The 19244-nt window shown below is 67.6% G+C and carries 17 protein-coding genes; 8 read left to right on the forward strand and 9 right to left on the reverse strand.

Annotation, left to right across the window (positions count from 1 at the left end; all coding sequences use genetic code 11):
• The first annotated feature begins 122 nt into the window (after positions 1 to 122).
• The 4 genes from H7H34_RS01820 to H7H34_RS01835 all read left to right on the forward strand — a co-directional run bounded on the left by H7H34_RS01820 (position 123) and on the right by H7H34_RS01835 (position 3882).
• Entirely contained in the window at positions 123 to 986 is an 864-nt protein-coding gene (locus H7H34_RS01820; RefSeq protein ID WP_185924047.1) for an enoyl-CoA hydratase-related protein, read from the forward strand.
• 84 nt (positions 987 to 1070) lie between these two features.
• Positions 1071 to 2243 carry an acyl-CoA dehydrogenase family protein gene (locus H7H34_RS01825; protein ID WP_120270388.1) on the forward strand — a complete coding sequence of 391 codons (1173 nt, stop codon included), beginning with the start codon at positions 1071 to 1073 and terminating at the stop codon, positions 2241 to 2243.
• 5 nt (positions 2244 to 2248) lie between these two features.
• Positions 2249 to 3277, forward strand: a complete 1029-nt coding sequence (locus H7H34_RS01830) for a zinc-dependent alcohol dehydrogenase family protein (RefSeq protein WP_185926398.1) — start codon at positions 2249 to 2251, stop codon at positions 3275 to 3277.
• Positions 3274 to 3882, forward strand: coding sequence for a TetR/AcrR family transcriptional regulator (locus H7H34_RS01835; RefSeq protein WP_185924048.1), 609 nt, complete (start codon positions 3274 to 3276; stop codon positions 3880 to 3882). The genes H7H34_RS01830 and H7H34_RS01835 overlap by 4 nt, the downstream gene beginning before the upstream one ends.
• A 7-nt stretch (positions 3883 to 3889) precedes the next feature.
• Here H7H34_RS01835 and H7H34_RS01840 read toward each other — a convergent pair whose 3' ends face one another.
• The gene (locus H7H34_RS01840) at positions 3890 to 4522 is read right to left on the reverse strand and encodes a LysE family translocator (RefSeq protein ID WP_120270383.1); all 633 of its coding nucleotides are present in this window, start codon (positions 4520 to 4522) and stop codon (positions 3890 to 3892) included.
• A gap of 344 nt (positions 4523 to 4866) precedes the next feature.
• Here H7H34_RS01840 and H7H34_RS01845 point away from each other — a divergent pair, with 344 nt between their 5' ends.
• On the forward strand, positions 4867 to 6249 hold the full coding sequence (locus H7H34_RS01845) for a dicarboxylate/amino acid:cation symporter (protein WP_185924049.1): 1383 nt from the start codon (positions 4867 to 4869) through the stop codon (positions 6247 to 6249).
• 113 nt (positions 6250 to 6362) lie between these two features.
• On the opposite strand, the gene H7H34_RS01850 is transcribed toward H7H34_RS01845, so the two are convergent.
• The 4 genes from H7H34_RS01850 to amt form a co-directional block, all read right to left on the reverse strand.
• Positions 6363 to 9527: an efflux RND transporter permease subunit gene (locus H7H34_RS01850; protein WP_185924050.1), complete on the reverse strand. Its 3165-nt coding sequence runs from the start codon at positions 9525 to 9527 to the stop codon at positions 6363 to 6365.
• Positions 9528 to 9651: 124 nt separating this feature from the next.
• A complete protein-coding gene (locus H7H34_RS01855; protein WP_185924051.1) occupies positions 9652 to 10818 on the reverse strand; it encodes an efflux RND transporter periplasmic adaptor subunit in 1167 nt (388 codons plus the stop codon).
• Complete coding sequence (locus H7H34_RS01860) at positions 10815 to 11477, reverse strand: TetR/AcrR family transcriptional regulator (RefSeq protein WP_245164939.1); 663 nt, start codon at positions 11475 to 11477, stop codon at positions 10815 to 10817. Before H7H34_RS01860 ends, H7H34_RS01855 begins: the two co-directional genes overlap by 4 nt.
• Positions 11478 to 11527: 50 nt before the next feature.
• Positions 11528 to 14776, reverse strand: coding sequence for an ammonium transporter (amt, locus tag H7H34_RS01865; RefSeq protein ID WP_185924052.1), 3249 nt, complete (start codon positions 14774 to 14776; stop codon positions 11528 to 11530).
• 392 nt (positions 14777 to 15168) lie between these two features.
• On the opposite strand from amt, the gene H7H34_RS01870 reads away from it, so the two are divergent.
• Positions 15169 to 15708: an invasion associated locus B family protein gene (locus tag H7H34_RS01870; protein ID WP_185924053.1), complete on the forward strand. Its 540-nt coding sequence runs from the start codon at positions 15169 to 15171 to the stop codon at positions 15706 to 15708.
• A gap of 119 nt (positions 15709 to 15827) precedes the next feature.
• Here the strand turns inward: H7H34_RS01870 and H7H34_RS01875 are convergent, their stop codons facing one another.
• The gene (locus tag H7H34_RS01875; protein ID WP_120270370.1) at positions 15828 to 16598 is read right to left on the reverse strand and encodes a SapC family protein; all 771 of its coding nucleotides are present in this window, start codon (positions 16596 to 16598) and stop codon (positions 15828 to 15830) included.
• A gap of 134 nt (positions 16599 to 16732) precedes the next feature.
• Here H7H34_RS01875 and H7H34_RS01880 point away from each other — a divergent pair, with 134 nt between their 5' ends.
• Positions 16733 to 17188 carry a hypothetical protein gene (locus H7H34_RS01880; protein WP_185924054.1) on the forward strand — a complete coding sequence of 152 codons (456 nt, stop codon included), beginning with the start codon at positions 16733 to 16735 and terminating at the stop codon, positions 17186 to 17188.
• Complete coding sequence (locus tag H7H34_RS01885; RefSeq protein WP_185924055.1) at positions 17185 to 17499, forward strand: DUF6916 family protein; 315 nt, start codon at positions 17185 to 17187, stop codon at positions 17497 to 17499. Before H7H34_RS01880 ends, H7H34_RS01885 begins: the two co-directional genes overlap by 4 nt.
• Before the next feature lie 51 nt (positions 17500 to 17550).
• Here H7H34_RS01885 and H7H34_RS01890 read toward each other — a convergent pair whose 3' ends face one another.
• The 3 genes from H7H34_RS01890 to H7H34_RS01900 are packed head-to-tail and all read right to left on the reverse strand — an operon-like array spanning position 17551 to position 19232.
• Entirely contained in the window at positions 17551 to 18129 is a 579-nt protein-coding gene (locus H7H34_RS01890) for a GNAT family N-acetyltransferase (protein WP_185924056.1), read from the reverse strand.
• 34 nt (positions 18130 to 18163) lie between these two features.
• Positions 18164 to 18694, reverse strand: a complete 531-nt coding sequence (locus tag H7H34_RS01895) for a phage tail protein (protein ID WP_185924057.1) — start codon at positions 18692 to 18694, stop codon at positions 18164 to 18166.
• A gap of 10 nt (positions 18695 to 18704) precedes the next feature.
• Positions 18705 to 19232: a phage tail protein gene (locus H7H34_RS01900; protein WP_120270361.1), complete on the reverse strand. Its 528-nt coding sequence runs from the start codon at positions 19230 to 19232 to the stop codon at positions 18705 to 18707.
• Positions 19233 to 19244: the final 12 nt, after the last annotated feature.

Genomic DNA, 19244 nt, shown 5'->3' on the forward strand with positions numbered 1-19244 from the left:
CCCGGTTCGAGACCCTCGGCCCCGGTTGGGTGATTGACAATCTACCTAACGACCGTTAGAAAAACTGTCAACAGGCTGACCCATCAGCCGCATGCGACGAGGCTCGGGGAGGAGATCGCGCAATGCCCGACACGAAATCAGACACGAAATCCGGCACGCAGCCCGATACGGGAACCGCCAGCGAACCGAACGGGAGCGCCCGCGACTGGGTGCGGCTCGACCGGCACGGGCCGGTCGCCGTCCTCGTTCTGGCCGCACCGGAGCAGCTCAACGGCATCCACGCCCCGATGATGCGCCAGCTTCACGCCCGACTGGCCGAGGTCGCGGGCGATGACGCCATCCGCGCGCTGGTGCTGACCGGCGAGGGGCGGGGCTTTTGCGCCGGTGCCCATGTCGGCGAGATGGCGGGTTTTTCCGACAAGGGCCCGGCCGTCGGCCGGCTGCTCGACGAGGGCTGGAACCGCGCGGTGCGCCAGATCCGCGCCCTGCGAAAGCCGGTGGTCGCGGCGGTCAACGGCATTGCCGCCGGCGGGGGTGTCGGTCTGGCACTCGCCTGCGACATCGTGCTTGCCGCCCGCTCCGCCAGCTTCATCCAGGTCTTCGGCCCGCGCCTCGGCGTCGTGCCGGATGTCGGCAGCACCTGGTTCCTGCCGCAGGCGCTGGGCCGCGCCCGCGCGCTGCATCTGATGCTGACCGGCGATCCGCTGAAGGCCGAGACCGCCGCCGACTGGGGGCTGATTGCCGGCTGTGTCGAGGATGGCGAGCTGATGGATGAGGCCCTTGCCCTTGCCGGGCGGCTGGCGCGCGGGCCCGTTGCGGCCTTCGCCGAAATCCGCGAGGCGGTCGCGCAGGGCCTTGCCTCGACCCTCGACACCGCGCTCGACCTGGAGCGCGACGTCAATGCCCGCCTTGCCGGCGGACCCGACTTTGCCGAGGGCACGGCGGCCTTCGTCGAAAAGCGCGAGCCCCGCTTCGGCGGCGCCTGACAATACCAGGATCCTGACAAGACCAGGATCCAGTTTTCGCCGCCGGCAGCAAGGCCGGCCGGCACGCAACACGGGATGGACCGAATGACAGCTTCCGGTTTCGATGTGACCAGCGCCAGCGACTTCTTCTTCGAGGAAGAGCACAAGATGCTGCGCGATCAGGTGCGCCGCTTCGTCGAGGAGGAGATCAAGCCGCATGCCGACCAGTGGGAGCGCGACGGCGCCACCCCGCGCGAGCTGCTGCGCAAGATGGGGGCGCTCGGCTTCTTCGGCATCCGCTATCCGGAAGCCTATGGCGGCAGCGCCATGGACGAACGCGCCACCGTTGTCCTGTCGGAAGAGCTCGGCCGCTGCACCTATGCCGGCGTCGCCATCACCGCGCTGGTCCACACCGACATGGCCTCGGTCCATCTCTTCAATGCCGGCAACGACGCCCAGAAGGCGAAATACATGCCCGGCATCATCAGCGGCGAGACCATCACCGCCGTCGGCGTCACCGAGCCGGACGCCGGCTCCGACGTCAAGGGCATCCGCACCACCGCCCGCCGCGAGGGCGATCACTACGTGCTGAACGGCACCAAGACCTTCATCACCAACGGCGTGCTGGCCGATGTCTACTGCATCGCCGCCAAGACCGGCGGCGACGGGCCGGCCAGCAAGGCGGTGACCATGTTCATCATTGAGAAGGGCATGGAGGGCTTCACCGTCTCGCGCGCCCTCGACAAGCACGGCTGGCGCAGCTCGGACACGGCCGAGCTCTCCTTCGTCGATGTCCGCGTCCCGGCCGAGAACGTGCTCGGCGAGGAAGGGCGCGGCTTCTACGAGATCATGAAGAACTTCCAGAACGAGCGCCTCGTGCTCGGCGCCATGGCCATGGGCGAGGCCCAGGCCGCCATCGAGCTGACGGTCGCCTATGTTCGCGACCGCAAGGCCTTCGGCGCCCCGCTCTGGGAAAAGCAGGCTATCCGCCAGCGCCTCGCCATGCTGTCGTCGCGGGTCGAGGCGGCCCGGCAGATGGTCTACGCCACCGCCGCCCGATCGGCGCGCGGCGAGCAGCTGGTGCGCGAGGTCTCGATGATCAAGGCGCTGTGCGGCGAGCTGGTCAACGAGGTCATGTATGCCTGCGTCCAGTTCCACGGCGGCATGGGCTTCATGCGCGAGAGCACCATCGAGCGCATGTCGCGCGATGCCCGCGTCCAGGCGATCGGCGGCGGGGCGACCGAGGTGATGCTCGAAGAAGTCGCCAAGCGCATGTGACCGCAATGCGCGCCTTCGTGCTGGAAACCGGCTTCGGCCTCGACAACCTGGTGCTGCGGGAGCGGGAAACGCCGATGCCGGGGCCGGGCCAGGTGCTGCTGGAAATGCGCACCGCCTCGCTCAACTACCGCGATCTCGTGGTGGTGGCCGGCGGCCATGGCCGCGCCGTGCGCCCGCCGCTGGTGCCGCTGTCCGACGGCGTCGGCATCGTCGTGGAGACCGGGCCGGGGGTGCGCGACCTTGCCGTCGGCGACCGGGTGGCGCCGGCCTTCTACCAGCACTGGCAGGGCGGGGCTCCGCCCGACGATCTGGAGGCCGGCCGTCTCGGCGGGCCGCTGGACGGCGTGCTCGCCTCCCATTGCGTCTTTCCCGAAAGCGGCCTCGTCAAGATCGCCGAGGGCCTGTCCAATGCGGAGGCGGCAACGCTTCCCTGCGCCGGTGTCACCGCCTGGAGCGCCCTGTCCGAGCCCTGGCCGCTGCGCCCGGGCGAGAGCGTGCTGATCCAGGGAACGGGCGGGGTTGCCTTGATGGCGCTGGCCCTTGCCCGCCGTGCCGGCGCCCATACCATCGTCACCACCTCTTCGCCGATCAAGGCGGCGCGCCTTGCCGCGCTCGGCGCCGATCTCGTCATCGACCGCAATGCGACGCCCGACTGGGCCCGCGCTGTGCGCGAGGCGACGGGCGGGCGCGGCTGCGAGCGGGTGCTGGAGCTCGGCGGCGCGGCGACGCTCAACGATTCGGTCAAGGCGGTGCGCACCGGCGGCACCATCCTGCTGATCGGCAATGTCACCGGTTCGATGGCCGAGCTCTTCCTGCCGCTGGTCCTGACCCGCCGCATCACCCTGCATTCGGTGTCCTGCGGCTCGCGCCAGGCCTTTCAGGCGCTGATGGGCGCGCTGGCGGCGGGCGGCATCCGCCCGGTGGTCGACCGGGTCTTCCCCTTCGAAGAGGCGCACGAGGCCTTCCGCACCCTTGAAAAGGGAGAGCACTTCGGAAACATATGCCTCTCGCTCTCGCAGGACCCGTCCCGTTGACCGCCTCCCTTCCCAAGCCGCAGAAAAAGACGAAGAAGGCGCTCGAGGCGCGGCAGGTCATCATGGCTGCCGCCGCCCGGATGATGCGCGAGCGCGGCTATGCGGACACCTCGCTGCGCGATCTGGCGGCCGAGGTCGGCATGAAGGCCGGCAGCCTCTACTACCATTTCGCCTCCAAGGACGAACTGGCCATCGAGGTCATGCGGCTCGGCGTGCAGCTTGTCTGCGATGCAGTCGACGAGGCGTTGGCGAAGCGGCCGGACGCAAGCCCGCGCGAGCGGATCGTCATCGCCCTCAAGGTCCATCTGGAGACGTTGCTCTCGGCGAGCGATTTCGCCTCGGCCCATATCCGCTGCTACCCCTTCGTGCCCGAAGCGGTGCAGCAGGAACTGCTGGCGACGCGCCGCAACTACGACAAGGTCTGGAGCGCGATCATCCGCGATTACCTCGGGCCGGAGGCCGACGGCCTGCGCGTCCGCTACCTGCGCCACGCCCTGATCGGCGCGCTCAACTGGTCGCTGGAATGGTTCGACCCCGCCCGCGACACCGTGCCGGGCTACGTCGCCGCGCTCGAGCGGCTGCTGCCGCCAGAAACCAAAGCCTGAGACGCTCTCAGCGCTGCGAGGCGGCGACCATCGCGCCGACGCCGATGAAGGCACCGCCCGTCACCCGGTTGAACACCTGTCCCCAGCGCGTCAGCCAGGGTGCCAGCCGCCCGGCCGCGCCCGCCAGCACCACCTCGTAGGCGAACTCCACCGCCGCGTAGGTGCCTGCGAAGATCGCGAACTGCAGCAGGAGCGAGGTGCCCGGCTGCATGAACTGCGGCAGGAAGGTCGAAAAGAAGATCAGCGCCTTGGGGTTCGACAGCGCCACCAGCAGGCCTTGCGTGAAGGCGCGGCGGCGGCTGATCGGGCGTGCCGCCGGGCCGCCCTCGCTCGCCGCCTGGATGCCGGCGGTGAAGGCCGGCGCCCGCCACAGCCGGATGCCCAGCCAGATGAGATAGGCAGCGCCCACCCACTTCACGACGCTGAACAGCATCTCGGAGGTCAGCATCAACGCGCCGAGGCCGGCGAGCGAGGCGCCGATCAGCAGCGCCATTCCGGTGATGCAGCCGAGCGCGGTGAACACGGTGCGGCCGAGCCCGTAGCGGACCCCGTGATTGAGGCAGAGGAGGCCGTTCGGTCCCGGTGTCAGCGACAGGGCGAGCGAGGCCAGCAGGTAGACCAACCACAGATCGAAGCTCATGCCGGCACTCCACACGGGCAGGCGGGGATAACGTGCAGCCGGCGCGAAAACGGTGGGCGGCCGGGCGGCGAACTTTAACACGCGCCGCGCCCGTGGAAAGGGGCTGCGCGCGGCTTGGCGATTTTGCGACGATTGAGACGGGTTCAGCCGATTTCGAGACGGAATTTTGCAAAATCCGTCTCGAAATTCTCAAACCGTTTTCACGGCCGGCATGGCGCCGTTTCGCCAGCTTTCGCAAGGGTTTCGGCTTTCTGCGCCGGTTTGCGGGGTTTCCCTACTTGCCCCGGCCCGCCGCCTGCGGGCTATGGTGCGCCGGGGCGGGCAGCAGCGAGGGACGGCAGGGAATGACGGAATTGCGGACCGGCGGAACGGGCGAGACAGAGGCGGGGCACCAGCCGGGAGCGGGTCATCTTTCGGGCCAGCGCTTCAAGCTTCGGGTCTGGATCACCTCGCGGCTCTGGGCCCAGGTGGTCGCAGGCATGGTGCTGGGCTTCGGCCTCGGCCTGCTGCTCGGCGAAGGCGCCGGCCTGGTGGCGCCCGACACCGCCGAGGCCATCGGCCTGTGGCTGGCGCTGCCCGGCCGCATCTTCCTGGCGCTGATCGCCATGGTCTTGGTTCCGCTGGTCTTTTCGTCCATCGTCGGCGGTCTTGCCGGCGCCGGGTCCGGCGACACGCTGCGGCGGGTCGGGCTCTGGCTCGCAGGCTTCATCCTGGCGACGACGGCGGCAGCGGCGGTCGTCGGCGTGATGCTGGCCGAATGGCTGCGCCCGGGCGCTGCGCTTGTCGGCCTGCGCCAGGCCGGCGCGCCGGCCGTTGCCGGTGTCGAGGCTCCCGATGCCGTTGCCGCGCCGGTCTCCAGCACCTTGCCCGACCTTATCGTCAACGTTCTGCCGCAGAATCCGACCGCCTCCATCGCCCAGGGCGACATGCTCGCGGTCGTGGTCCTCGCCCTGCTGGTCGGCGTCTCGGTGACCCAGATCGACCGCTCGCGCGCGGACCCCTTCCTCCGCCTGATGGAAGCGCTGCTGTCGATCTCCATGAACATCGTCAAATGGGCTATGTTCCTGGCGCCTTTGGCGGTTTTCGGGCTGATGGCGCAGCTCGTCATCCGGGTCGGCCCGGAAACCCTGACCGGAATTTCCGGCTATGTCGGCACGGTTCTGCTCGGTCTCGCCCTGCTGCTCCTGCTTTATCTGGCGCTGGTCGGGCTGATGGGCGGGATCTCGCCGCGCCGCTTCTTTCAGGTGGCCGGCGGCAACCTGCTGCTGGCCTTCTCGACCTCCAGTTCCTCGGCGGTGATGCCGGTGACGATCCAGACGGCGCGCCGGCTCGGCGTGCCCGAAGGGATCGCCAATCTGGTGGTGCCGCTCGGCGCGACCATGAACATGGCCGGAACCGCGCTCTACCAGTCGGTCGCCATCCTCTTCATGGCCCAGCTCGCCGGGGTGGAGCTGTCCTTTGCGCAGATCGGGGTGATCACGGCGACGCTGGTCGCCTCCTCCATCGGGGCTCCGGGCACGCCCGGCGTCAGCATCGCCATTCTGCTGAGCGTTGCTGCCAGCGCCGGCATTCCGGCAGACGGGATGGTGATCATTCTGGGCGTCGACCGGCTGCTCGACATGTGCCGCACGGTGGTCAATGTCGCCGGCGACCTTGTCGCGGCGGTCTGCCTGCGCGGTCTTTCGGAAGACCTGCCGCCGGAACCGGGCGAGCCGGTTCCGGTCTGACGGCCGGCACAAGCTTTTGCCCACAAACGACAAGGGCCGCCGGAAACCGGCGGCCCTTTCTCTTTGCAATCGCAAGACGTTCCGCGGGGAAGCGCGCCTTGCCTGCTTCGCCCTTACTCCGCCGGGGTCTTCTCGGCGGCGGGCGCCGGATGGTCTTCGTCCTTGTGCTTGGGCAGGTGCCCTTCGATCGGGATGCGGCGGAACATCCGCATCACGAAGACGAAGAACACCGGCACGAAGAAGATCGCCAGGATCGTGCCGGAGATCATGCCGCCCATCACGCCGGTGCCGATGGCGTTCTGGCTGCCGGCGCTGGCACCGCTCGCGATGGCCAGCGGCGTCACGCCCAGGGTGAAGGCCAGCGACGTCATCAGGATCGGCCGGAAGCGCAGATGCGCCGCCTCGATGGTGGCGTCGATCAGCGAGCGCCCCTCTGCCATCAGGTCCTTGGCGAACTCGATGATCAGAATGGCGTTTTTCGCCGACAGGCCGACGATGGCGATCAGGCCGACGGTGAAATACACGTCGTTCGGCATGCCGCGCAGCGTCACCGCGGCGACCGAGCCGATCACGCCGAGCGGCACGACGAGCATCACCGCGAACGGGATCGACCAGCTCTCGTAGAGCGCGGCCAGCAGCAGGAACACGAACAGGATGCTGAGGCCGATCAGGAACGGCGCCTGCGATCCCGACTGGATTTCCTGCAGCGACTGGCCCGTCCACTCGTAGCCGAAGCCGGCCGGCAGCTCGCCGGCAAGCCGCTCCATCTCGGCAATGGCATCGCCCGACGAGTAGCCGGGCGCGGCCTCGCCGGAGATGCGGATCGACGGATAGCCGTTATAGCCGACGATCTGCGAGGGGCCTTTGCGCCATTCCACGCTTGCGAAGGCCGAAAGCGGCACCATTCCGCCGTTGTTGTTGCGGACGTTCAGGCGCAGCAGGTCGTTGGTCTGCATGCGGGCGTCCTGGTCGGCCTGCACCGTCACGCGCTGCATGCGTCCCGAGTTCGGGAAGTCGTTGACATAGGTCGAGCCGAGATTGGCCGAGATGGTCGCGTTGATGTCGGCGAAGGCGACGCCGAACGCATTGGCCTTCTCGCGGTCTATGATGAGGTCGACCTGGGCCGCGTCCGGAAGGCCGTCGATGCGCAGGCCGGCCAGGATCGGACTTTGCGAGGCCGCCGCCATCAGCTGGTCGCGTGCGGCGCCAAGCGCCTCGGTGCCGCGTCCGCCGCGGTCCTGCAGGCGGAAGCTGAAGCCGTTCGAGGTGCCAAGGCCCTGGATCGCCGGCGGCGAAAGGGCGAAGGAAATCGCGTCCTTGATGCCGAACAGCTGGCCGTTGGCGCGGCCCGCAATGGCGCCGGCCGCGTCTTCGGGACCGCGCTCGGACCAGTCCTTCAGCGTCACGAAGGCAAGGCCGGCATTCTGTCCGGTGCCGGAGAAGCTGAAGCCGAGAATGCCGACGATGCGCGAGACGGCGCTTTCCTTACCGAAGATCGCCTCGACCTGCTCGATGACCTCCAGCGTGCGGTTGGCGCTCGCCTCGGGCGGAGCCTGGATGTTGACCAGGAGGTAGCCCTGGTCCTCGTTCGGCAGGAACGAGGACGGCAGGCGCATGAAGCCCCAGCCGAGGCCGACCAGCAGGGCGAGATAGATGATCATCATCCGCCCCGCGCGCCGCGAGATCCAGCCGGCGACCGAGCTGTAGCCGCTGGTCGTGCGGGCGAAGCCGCGGTTGAACCAGCCGAAGAAGCCCTTTTTCTCGTGGTGGCCCTGCGGGATCGGCTTCAGCATGCTGGCGCAGAGCGCCGGCGTGAAGGACAGCGCCAGGAAGCCGGAGAACAGGATCGACACGACCATGGTCAGGCTGAACTGCTGGTAGATGACGCCGACCGCACCGGGAAAGAACGCCATCGGCACGAACACCGCCGTCAGAACCAGGGTGATGCCGATGATGGCGCCGGAAATCTGCGACATCGCCTTGCGCGTCGCCGCGCGCGGCGACAGGCCTTCCTCCGCCATGATGCGCTCGACGTTCTCGACCACGACGATGGCGTCATCGACGAGAATGCCGATGGCCAGCACCATGGCGAACATGGTCAGCACGTTGATCGAGAATCCGGCCGCCAGCATGACGGCGCAGGTGCCCAGCAGCGCCACCGGCACCACCAGCGTCGGGATTACGGTGTAGCGGAAGCTCTGCAGGAACAGGAACATCACCACGAAGACGAGGGCGACGGCCTCCAGCAGCGTGTGGATCACCTTCTCGATCGACGCCTCGACGAAGGGCGAGGTGTCGTACGGGATCTCGTAGGCGATACCTTGCGGGAAGAACTGGGCCAGTTCCTCCATCTTGGCGCGCACCGCCTCCGATGCCGCCATGGCGTTGCCGGTCGAGGAGAGCTGCACGCCGATGGCCGCGCTCGGCTGGCCGTTCAGGCGTGTCGAGAAGTTGTAGTCCTCGCCGCCGATTTCGAGGCGCGCGACATCGGAGAGGCGGACCGTGGAGCCGTCGGGATTGGCCCGCAGCACCACCTGGCCGAACTCGTCGAGGGACGACAGCTGCCCCTTGACCAGCACGCTGGCCGAGATCTGCTGGGTGATCGGGTTGGGCAGCGCGCCGATGCGGCCGGCCGCGACCTGGGCGTTCTGCGCCCGGATCGCATTGATGACGTCGCTGGACGTCAGGTTGAGGCCCAGCATCTTGTCCGGGTCCAGCCAGACGCGCATGGACCGCTGGGTCGCGAAGAGCTGGGCGCTACCGACACCCTCGATACGGCGGATCTCGCCGAGCACGTTGCGGCTGAGATAGTCGCCGAGATCGACCACGTTGTAGGAGCCGTCGGTCGAGGTGACCGACACCACCATCAGGAAGCCGGCGCCGGCCTGCTCGATGCGGATGCCCTGCTGGGTGACGATGCCGGGCAGTCGCGGCTCGACGCGGCGCACCGCGTTCTGCACGTCGACCGAGGCCTGCGACACGTCGGTGCCGGGCTGGAACGTCGCGGTGATCGAGATTCGGCCCGACGTTTCGGAGGTGGACTCGAAATAGATCAGCCCCTCGACGCCGTTCAGCTCTTCCTCGATCGGGCGGGTGACGCTGAGATAGGCGTCTTCAGGCGCCACGCCCGGATAGTTGGTCGAGATGGAGATCTGCGGCGGGGCGACGTTGGGATATTGGGCAACCGGCATGAAGGGGATCGCGATCACGCCGGCAAGCGTGATGAAAATGGCGATGACCCATGCGAAGACCGGCCGGTTGATGAAAAAGGACGGCATCAGATCGGATCCTGTGAGACCGGCCCGCAGGCGGCGCGGGAGGGCGCCGGCGGCCGTGGGCGGGCCGTTGAGTCAGGACGGGGCGGGCGCTGCCCCTTGCGTAGGGCGCGCCCGTCCCGACAGGTTATTTGGCCGCGACGGCGGCCGTCTTGCTTGCATCTTCCCAGGGGGTCGCCGCGACCGGTGCGCCGGGGCGCAGCTTCTGGAAGCCCTCGACGATCACCTTGTCGCCGGCGGAAAGGCCCTTGGTGATGACCCAGCGGGTGCCAATGATGCGGCCGGTCTCGACGGAGCGCAGCTCGGCCTTGTCCTCGGCGCCGACCACATAGACCTGAGCCTGGCCGCCGGCGTTCCGCTGCACGGCCTGCTGCGGCACGGCAAGGGCGTTCTGTTCGATTCCCTGCTCGATCAGGACCCGGACATACATCCCCGGCAACAGGTCGCCGTCCGGGTTCGGAAACTCTCCGCGCAGCGTGATTTGCCCGGTCGTGGCGTCGACCGCCGCCTCGGAGAACAGCAGCCGGCCCTTGTGCGGATACTCCTGCCCGTCATCCAGCTTCAGCTGCACGGCCGCCTCTCCGGCGCTCGGTCCGGTCAGCGAACCGACCTCCAGCGAACGGCGCAGGCTCAGCAGCTGGTTGGCGGACTGGGTGAAGTCCGCATAGACCGGATCGAGCTGCTGGATCGTCGCCAGCACGCCGCTGGAGGAATCCACCAGCGCGCCCTCGGTCAGCAGGGCCCGGCCGATGCGGCCGGAGATCGGTGCCCGCACCTCCGAGAAATGCAGGTTCAGCTCGGCCGCGTCGAGACCCGCCTGGGCAATCGCGACATCCGCGTCGGCCTGGGCGAGCGAGGCGATCGCGTTGTCGCGTGCCTGCACGCTGGTCACCCGGCGCTCGTGCAGTTCCTTCTGCCGGTCCGCCTCCTGGCGGGCCTGCAGCTGCACCGCCTGGGCGCGCTGCAGCGTCGCGCGGGCGCTCGCGACCTGGACGCGGAACGGCTCGGGATCGATGCGGTAGAGGACGTCGCCTTCCTGGACGATGCTGCCCTGCTCGAACACCCGTTCGACCAGGATGCCGGAGACGCGCGGGCGCACCTCAGCGATCCGCGTCGGGGCGATACGGCCCGGCAGCTCGTTGGTGATCGGCAGCGTCTCGGCCTTGAGCTCCACGAAGCTCACACCGGTGGGCGGCATGGCGGGCGCGCCACCGGCCTCGTTCTTGCTGGCGACCTCGTTGCAGCCGGCCAGCAGGGCGGCGGCGAGGATCACGGCGGACAATTTGAATTTCATCGGGTCGACCTCTCGGGGGAAGAGGAAAGTGCGGGAGCGGGCACGGATACCGGTGCAGGCACCTGGTCGACGAGCCAGCCGATTTCGGAAATGATCCGGGCACGTTCTTCCGGCGCCCAGTCTTGCAGTCCGAGCCATTCGAGCGACATCAGCCCCTCGATGGCGAGAAAGGCGAGCAACGCGCCACGGGGGCTGCGCGAATTGCCGGTGACCTGCGCGATGCGCTCGCCATAGGTCCGGGCAATCGGCTCGCGCAGGTCGGCATCCTGGGCGAGCGAGGCGAGCAGGCCGAGCGCCACCGCCCGGTCCTCCTCGGTAAGCAGGTGCGAAGCAACCTCTATGCGGGTGCGAATCGCCGCGTTCGGATCGCCGGAAAAATTCGCCGCAGCCTCCTGCTCGCAGGTTGCGTGCGCTGCCAGCCGCCGCTCGACGACGGCTTTGATCAGGGCCTGCTTGGTCTTGTAGTCGTAAAGGACGCTGGCCTTGCTGATGCCGGCCTCACAGGCCACCGCATCCAGCGTCAGGCGCGCAGCACCGTCCCGCATCACGACCTGCTCGGCCGCGTCCAGTACCGTGTCGCGCTTGATTGTCCGCTTGCGTCCCATGCCGATCCCGTTTTTCCAACCGGTTGGATATATATTCTCTCCGGTCAGATGCAACAGGTTTTTTGCAGCGCAACACGAAGTTTTGAAACGGCCGCCGGGCGTCCTCAATCGCCGCCGCGAACCTGAACGGTGCGGCGTTTCGAAGGATGCGGCGCGCGCGAAGTGAGCGTATCGCGCATGCGTCCGGCGGTGCTGCGCAGGGCAGGCACGGCAGGGCGGTCGACGCTGTCGTCGTCGGGCGCGGCGCAGCGCATGGCCACCAGCAGGGCGACGGTTGCCTGGTCGAGCCGCGTCTGCAGCTTCGACAAGGGGGCGGGCCGGCCGATCAGGTAGCCTTGCACCTCGTTGCAGCCTTCCTCGGCCAGAACGCGCAGTTCGTCCGCCTCTTCGACGCCTTCGGCCACGACGCTCATGCCGAGCGCATCGCCCAGCCGGACGATGGTCTCCACGATGGAGCGCGCGCTCGGTGTCTTGCGCATCGCCCGGATGAAGGAGCGGTCGATCTTGATCACGTCGAAGGGGAAGCGCGCCAGATAGCCGAGCGAGGAATAGCCGGTGCCGAAGTCGTCGAGGGCGATGCGCACCCCGAGCGCCTTCAGCGCGGTGAGGATCTGCAGCGCACGCCGGTCGTCGTCGATGAGGACGTTTTCCGTGACTTCCAGCTCCAGCCGCCCGGCGGCGAGACCGGTCGCCTCCAGCACGTCGCGCACCGTCTCGATGAAGTGCTTGTCGCGGAACTGCAGCGGGCTGACATTGACGCTGATGCGCGGGATTTCCGGATGCGCCTGGACGATGGCGCAGGCACGGCGCAGCACCCATTCGCCGATGGCGATGATCCGGCCCGACTGCTCGGCGACGGGAATGAAGTCGTTGGGGCTGATCATCCCCTTTTCCGGGTGATGCCAGCGGATCAGCGCCTCATAGCTGCCGATGCAGCTGCTGCGCAGGTCGAGCCTGGGCTGCAGGTAGAGCTCGAACTCCTCCTGCTCGATGGCCTGCACCAGGTCGGCTTCCAGCAGCCGGCGCTTGAGCAGCGCGGCATCCATGCCTTCCTCGAACAGGCAATAGGTGTTGCGGCCGAGATTCTTGGCCTTGTAGAGCGCTGTGTCGGCGCGCGAGACGATGATCTCGGTGTCCTCGCCATGCAGCGGGCTGACGGCAATGCCGATGCTGGCCCCGCTGCGCAGCGTCAAGCCGTTGCCGCAGTCGATGGGTTGCGACAGGGCATGGACCAGCCGGTGGGCGAGGTCGGCGGCCTGGTTGGCGAAGGCGATCTGGTGCTGGATGATGGCGAATTCGTCGCCGCCCAGACGGGAAATGGTGTCGCTGGCCGGCACGAGCGCGCGCAGCCGGTCGGCGGTCGCGCGGATCACCTGGTCGCCGGCCAGATGGCCGTGGACGTCGTTGATCTCCTTGAACCGGTCGAGGTCGATCATCAGCACCGCGGCCGAGCCGTCGCGTCGGCGGGCGTCGGCCAGGACGGCGGCCAGCCGGTTGGAGAACACGGTGCGGTTCGGCAGGTCGGTCAGCGGATCGTGTTCGGCCAGGTGGCGGATATGCTGTTCGGCCTTCTTGCGGTCGCGCAGGTCGACCATCGCCGACACGCGGGTTCGCTCGCCGCGGTACAGAACCTCACGGGCGCGCACTTCCACGGGAATGCGGGTCCCGTCGGCATGGATGATATGCAGCTCGTAGGGCCCGCTTTCCTTGTGCGACAGCTGTTCGCGAACCCGTTCCCGGTCCTCCTGGGCGATATGCCCGAGCATATCGGTGCCCTTGAGTTCGTCGAGCGAGCAGCCCATCAGCTGTTCCAGCGCATGGTTGCCGTCGATGATGCGCCCCCGCACGGAGATGACGATCGCCTCGAACGTGGCATTGGCGAGGGCGGTGAGCCGCTCGGCTTCCTCCTCGGCCCGCCGCAGCTCCGCCTTGCGCCCGCGGGCAAGCTCCTCGTTCTGGATCGAGTCCATCAGCCGGTTGAACAGGCGGGTCATCCGCTCCGCCTCGTCTCCCGGCTCCACCGGCAGGCGCAGGCTGAGATCGGCGTGCCCCTCGACCAGCCGTCCGACGGCGTCCTCCACATGGCCGATGCCGAGCCTGGTGCCGTGCTCTGCCTCGTTGAGACCACGGATCTCGCCCTCGCGGTCGACGCGCAGCGCGATGACGCGCTTCAGCGCCAGGAAGAAGGCAAGGCCGAGACCGAAGGCAAAGACGAAGTTCAGCGCCGCGCCGCCCGCCTGCACCGCGAGCTGGGCGAGGCGGCCGCCGGCGGGCAGGTTCTCGATCGGGGACAGCAGGGCGAGCCCGAGCGTGCCGACCACGCCGGCAATGCCGTGCACGCCGATGGCGCCGACCGCGTCATCGATGCGCAATTGCCGCTCCAGCACTGAAACGCCGATGACGGCGGCAAGACCGCCAGCCAGACCGATGGCGAGCGCCCCCTGCGTCTGCAGCACCATGCAGCCGGCGGTGACGGCGACGAGGCCGCCGAGCATGCCGGTGAACGCCTTCTCGGGCAAAAGCACGCCCTCGCGCGCCCAGGCGATGACATAGCCTCCGCAGGTGCCTGCGGCGGCCGCCAGCACGGTATTGGCGATGACATGGGCAATGTCGGGCGAGGCCGTGAGCGTCGAGCCGCCGTTGAAGCCGATCCAGCCGACGAACAGCAGCAGGGCGCCGGTGGTTGCCAGGACCGGACTGTGGCCCTGGAAGCGGACCGGCCGGCCCTGCGCATCGAAACGGCCGATCCGCGGGCCGATGACGAGACAGGCGGCAAGCGCGATCCACGCACCTGTGCCATGCACCACGGTGGAGCCGGCGAAGTCGACGAAACCCGCATTGGCGAGGAAGGCACCGGTATTCTCGCCGAGCGCGTTGCCCCAGGCCCAGTGCACGAAGACCGGATAGACGAGGCCCGCGATGAAGACGGAGCAGGCGATATAGGCGGCAAGCGGCATGCGCTCTGCGACCGCGCCCGAAACGATGGTCGCCGCTGTGCCGCAGAACATCACCTGGAAGACGAAGAAGGCGAGCCCCCAGGAATCCACTCCGCCGAGCATGAACAGGGCCGGATCGTAGCCGACCCCGAAGCCGGACCCGGCGCCGAAGGCGAACATGAAGCCGACCCCGGCGAAAACCAGCACGGAGAAGGTGAAATCGAGGAGGTTCTTCTGTGCGACGTTGATGGAGTTCTTCGACCGCACCATGCCTGCTTCCAGCAGCAGGAAGCCGACCTGCATCAGCAGGACGAGCCCGGCGGCGAGCAGGACCCATACAAAGTCGAGGGTGCGGTGCAGCGAAGCGAAGCTCTCGGCCTCCTCCGCGGAGGCGGCGACAGTCGTTGCGACAAGCATGGCCGAGACGGCTAAGCCGGTCGCTGCCAGATGCCGAACCGATGAACCCTGTGCCGCCATATCCCCGCCAGGCCCCCATCTGCCCTTTGTTTGCCAGAGCTTAGGAACCAGCAGTTAAAAACTGATTGAAGTGTTGCATGGATGCAATGAGCGCCATGATTGCAGTTTTCCGCAGCGGTCCGGGTGCTTTCGGAAAGTCGGATATTCATGCTGCATCGCGGCGATGAACTTGCCTTTGCGGCAGTTTCGGCCGTCGGCGACGAGGCTTGCCCGAGGACAAGCGGGCGTGGGCCCGCCGGGCAGGCTTCACATTTGCTCGCGTTGCTTTAGGATCGCGCTCCGATTGCAACCGCCCGCCCTGCGGGCTGCACCAGTTCACGGATACTCCGCCCATGCGCTTTGATCTTCGACATGTCCTTTCTTCAGCCCGCCGTGCCGCGCTCGCCGGCCTTTTCGTGACCGCGAGCCTCGGCTCGGCCACGGCGCAGGACGCAGCGCCCAAGCCGGCGGAAGGCGCGGCGGCGCCCAACTGGATTGTCCAGTGCTCGGAAGCCACCGACAAGGCTCCCAAGCGTTGCCGCGCGCTGCAGAACATTGTCATGCAGGAAGGCGGCCAGCGGCTGCTGACCGTGGTGGTCGAGCCGCGCGAGGGCGCGCCGAACCACGCGCTGGTGCTGGCGCTGCCGCATGGCGTGTTCCTCCCGGCCGGCACCCAGATCCGCGTCGACGAGGGCGAGCCGGTGCCGATGGCGATCCAGACCAGCGATGCCAACGGCGCCTATGCCGGCACGGCGATCAGCGACGAGCTTCTCGCCTCGCTGAAGAAGGGTCAGCGCCTGATCGTTGCCTTCAAGACTGCGCAGCAGCAGGACCTGGCGATCCCCGTGACACTGATCGGCTTCACCTCCGCCTACGGCCAGCTCGGCAGCTGACCGGCGGACGCCGCGGAGCCGCAGCTGACAGGCGGCGGAATGACCGGCAGAAAATCGGAAGGGCAGGCCCGTGAGGACCTGCCCTTTTCGTTTGGAGCGAAAAGCCGCTTGGTAAAGCGTCAGCTGTCCGCCGTGCGGCGGACCAGATCGGCCCAGTTCCGCATCGACCACAGATGCGCGTAGATCACCGGCAGCGCGCCGGCCTTGCGCAGGTCGAGGAAGGCCTCGTCGGACAGCGCGTTCACACGCGCCTCATCGATGATGCTGAAGTCGTTGACGTTGAGCACCTCGCCGTCCGGCAGCGTGAAGCGCCCGGCATTCGGCGCGAACAGCTCGTGCTCGGCGATCTTGCGCATCAAGGCTTCGCTCTCGCGCGTCTCGCGCTGGAAGGCGGCGCAGAAGTCGAGGGCCTTGCGTACGGCCTCGGTCGGCTCCATGCCGTCGAAGAACCGCGTCTCGCCGTCGTTGCGCACCTTGTCGCTGGCCCTGTCGACGCACAGCGCAAACTCGCTCGCCTCGTCGTTGCGCGCCAGGATGAACGGGTAACGCCGCACATAGGACGGTACGTAGGTGTCGGCCGCCCAGGCGCCGTTCTCGTCGACGAAGAGATTGCGGTCCTGGCGCAGGCCCAGAACGGCAACGGCTGCCGGCGGATTGGTGCCGGCGGCAAAGACGATCGGATAGTGCCGGGCGGCGATGCCGAACTCGATGGCGTTGAGCGGCACAGCGTGGGTCTTGGCGGCGAAGCGATAGTCCGGCGCAAGATCGACACCGAGTTCGCCATGGCGATCAGCCCGCAGCGCTTCCGGCCTGCTGTAGAAAAGTGGCAAGGTGGACGGCCCTCCCGGCGCCGGGCGCGGGGTGTCCGTGTCGGCTTGAGTGCTGGTCATCTTGGTCCGTCCTCGATTATGCATTTGTGTTGAATGGCATGTGCCCCACAACGAGAGGGGGCGAATTTCTTGTACAAGTCCAACGGCTGGTTGCCTAGGCCATCCCGCCTTCAATAAGGTTGCAGGATGGCGGTTTGTCCATCGAGGACGCCAGACCGGAGCGGAACGGGGTGCGCATGGCGGGAGATGGCGAAAGCCATACGGGCATCAGCTTCAGCGGGGAGGACATTCGCCTCGACGGAGCGGTCTATCGGGCCTGCATCTTTCGTGAGTGCCGGATGCTCTATCAAGGCGGTCCGCTGCCGGTGCTCGAGGGCTGCCAGTTCATCGATTGCGGCTGGAATTTCGATGGCGCTGCAGCCAATACGCTGCTGATGCTCGGCGCGTTGAACCAGGGCGGGCTCGCCCCGCTGGTCGAGGCGACGCTGGCGGCAATCCGCGACGGCGGCGTGTTGGCGCAGCCTTCCGACGGGCCGGCGCGGACACCGGGGGCGCGGGTGATCGATCTCGGCTTTGGCCGCTTCCCGGTGCCCCGGTTGCGCCGTCAGCCGCGCGCCAGCATCACGGACAAACACGAGGGGGAAGCATGAGCGATCTTGCAAGGGTGACGCTGGCGGATTTCGAGGCGGTTCGCTCCGAGCCGGTGTTGCTGGTGGCCGCGAACGGGTCGCTGGAGCTGTCCATCGACGAGATCCGGCAGATGGGCAGCGGCACCGGCGTGCGCGACGGCGGCGCCTTCTCGGTTGTCTTTCGCGGTCCGCAAGCCCCCTTCGTCGAGCAGGGGATGTATCGGCTGGAAATCGGTGCGGTAGACGCCAGGAATCGGAACGAGCTGGAGTTGTTCCTGGTGCCCGTCGGCAAGGATGCGGAGGGCTGCCTCTACGAGGCCGTGTTCACCTGACGCGGCCTGCTGCCGGCACTGTCGCGCGCGCTGCGGGCGGTGCCGCCGGGCTCACCGGGTTGCCGCAGGCGGGTCCCAGCGCATGAGGTGATAGACGCCCGTCTCGCCACACTTGACGAAGCCAAGGCGCTGATAGAGGCGCATGGCCGGATTGAACTGCTCCACATGGATGCCGACGCCGCGCCCGCCGCGCTCGGCCAGTTCCAGAACATCCGTCAGGATCGCGCCACCCAGGCCCCGGCTGCGCTGCGCCGGCATGAGCGCGACGTCGACGATCCGCAACTCGCTTTCGCGCGTGTCGAGATAAAGCCGCCCGACAGGCTGGCCAGCCAGTTCGATGACCATCCAGTCCGCCTGCGGCATGTGCTGCATGTAGTGGCTGTGTTGCGCCTGGAATTGCTGCGCCAGGAAGGCGGCCTTCTGCTCTGCGCTCCAGGGCACCGGCGCGAGTTCGTCCTCGCGGGTCGAGGCATAGAGACGAAAGAGAAACGGCAGATCAGCTTCCGGCCTCATGCGGCGGAAGACCATTCCCAGCGCGGCGGCGCGTGGCAGCACAGGCAGCGGATCGCCTGCCGATATGACGGGATCCGGGCGGTCGAAACCGTCCGAATCCCGGGTTTGCTCGCTCATGGCCTGCGCTCCGGCATCGGCATGCTGCGCGTTGTCACGGGCGCGGCGGGAAGATGCCCTGCAGAGCGATGATGAACGTCAGAGTTAGATACGGCTGCATGTTGTTATGCGGCTGGCTGCCGCCGTTCACGCCGACCGACTGGGGCGCCATCATCTCGCCTGCCGGCCCGGCCGTGTACTGGTTGCCGGTACGCGGAGAGGCCAGCAAGTTGCCTTCGACGGCGTTGGTGTTGCCGACAGTGAACTGGCTACGCGCCACGGCCTGAACCCGGTGCGTATGCTGCGGCATTTCCGTCTGGAGCAGCGTCACGGTCTCGCTGCCGCTCGACTCGCCGAGATGTCGGAAGCTCAAGCCGGGCCCCTGGCCATGCTGCATGGGCGAGCGGCCCTGCAGGTCTGGCAGCGCGAAGGTCGACTTGCCGTCGCCGCCATAGGTAGTGCCCAGCAGCGAGAACAAGGCGGTATTCTGCGAGATCGGCATCAGCTGACCATCGCAATACGCCCATCCCTTGGGGGCGAAATTGCCAGCGAATATGCGGATTTCCGCAACGAAAGGATCGGACATTGTGAACCTCTCAGGTCGGCGAAGGATAGATGCCGTAAAGCGAGATGATGAAGCTGACGGCGAGATAGGGCGCCATGTTGTTGTGTGGTTGGCTGCCGCCGGTAACCTGGATCGCATTCGGGCCCAACTCGGTGGAGGGCGGCGGTGTCTGCGAGGCGAAGTAGGGATCTCCGGCAGCCGCCGAGGCCAGCACGTGGTTCTGCGGCGACGCTTCCGTGCCCGTCGCCTTGTTGGCGACCAGCATGTGCGAGTGGCTCGGGATCTGCTGCTGGGTCAATGTGACCTCTTCGGATCCTCCTGATTCCGACAACACATAGGCCGGCTGGCCGGGGCCTTGTCCGAAATGCAGCGGCAGACGGCCGCGCAGGTCGGGCAGTGCGAACGTGTTCTGCCCGTCGCCGCCATAGGTGGTGCCGATCAGATTGAAGAGCGTTTCGTTCTCGGCGATGGACAGCAACTGGCCATTGCAGAACTCCCAGCCGAGCGGCGCGAAATTGCCGCCGAACATGCGGATTTCGCCGATATAGGGCATGGACATGAGGGCCTCCCT

It is taken from the genome of Stappia sp. 28M-7 (genome assembly GCF_014252955.1).
In the GTDB taxonomy this organism is placed as follows: Bacteria; Pseudomonadota; Alphaproteobacteria; order Rhizobiales; family Stappiaceae; genus Stappia.